This window comes from Streptomyces sp. NPDC001056, assembly GCF_053598955.1.
On record NZ_JBSFLI010000112.1, the window covers coordinates 1 to 1266 of the forward strand.

At 69.5% G+C, this 1266-nt stretch carries 1 protein-coding gene; it reads right to left on the bottom strand.

Features of this window, described 5'->3' with window-relative positions; genetic code table 11:
* Positions 1 to 1266: acetate--CoA ligase (locus tag ACWDD7_RS37765; protein ID WP_450460721.1), on the bottom strand; the 1266-nt coding region annotated here is incomplete at both ends.

Sequence of the window (1266 nt, forward strand, 5' to 3'; positions counted from 1 at the left end):
GGCGGCCTCGTCGTCGACGACGGTGGCGCTGATGCCGGGCAGCGGGGTCTGTGCGGAGCCGGGCTTGGTCGCGGTGACGCCGGGCAGGGGGGAGATCATCATGGCGCCGGTCTCGGTCTGCCACCAGGTGTCGACGATGGGGGTGCGGTCGGCGCCGATGTGCTTGCGGTACCAGATCCACGCCTCGGGGTTGATGGGTTCGCCGACGGAGCCGAGGATGCGCAGGCTGCTCAGGTCGAACTTGGCGGGGATGTCGTCGCCCCACTTCATGAACGTGCGGATGGCGGTGGGTGCGGTGTAGAGGAGGGAGATCTTGTATTTCTGCACGATCTCCCAGAAGCGGCCCTGGTGCGGGGTGTCGGGTGTGCCCTCGTACATGACCTGGGTGGCGCCGTTGGCGAGGGGGCCGTAGACGATGTAGGAGTGGCCGGTGACCCAGCCGACGTCGGCGGTGCACCAGAAGACGTCGGTGTCGGGCTTGAGGTCGAAGGCGGCCCAGTGGGTGTAGGCGGCCTGGGTGAGGTAGCCGCCGGAGGTGTGCAGGATGCCCTTGGGCTTTCCGGTGGTGCCGGAGGTGTAGAGGATGAACAGGGGGTGTTCGGCCTCGAAGGGCTGGGGGGTGTGCTGGGGGGACTGGCGGGCGACGAGGTCGTGCCACCACACGTCCCGGGTGTCGTTCCAGGTGATGTCCTGGCCGGTGCGGCGGACGACGAGGACGTGTTCGACGGTGCCGGTCTTCTCGGCGGCCTCGTCCACGGCGGGCTTGAGGGCGGAGGGTTTGCCGCGTCGGTAGCCGCCGTCGGAGGTGATGACGATCCGGGCGTCGGCGTCCTTGATGCGGGTGGCGAGGGCGTCGGCGGAGAAGCCGCCGAAGACGACCGAGTGTGTGGCGCCGATCCGGGCCGTGGCCAGCATGGCGATGGCGGTCTCGGGGATCATCGGCATGTAGATGGCGACCCGGTCGCCCTTGCGGACGCCGAGTTCGAGCAGGGCGTTGGCGGCGCGGGAGACCTCGTCCTTGAGTTCGGCGTAGGTGATGGCGCGGCTGTCGCCGGGCTCGCCCTCGAAGTGGATGGCGACGCGGTCGCCGTGGCCGGCCTCCACGTGCCGGTCCACGCAGTTGTACGCGACGTTCAGTTCGCCGTCCTTGAACCACTTCGCGAACGGGGGGTTCGACCAGTCCAGCGTCTCGGTCGGTTCCTTGGCCCAGGTCAGCCGGCGGGCCTGGGCGGCCCAGAAGCCGAGCCGGTCAGCGCTGGCCTGTTC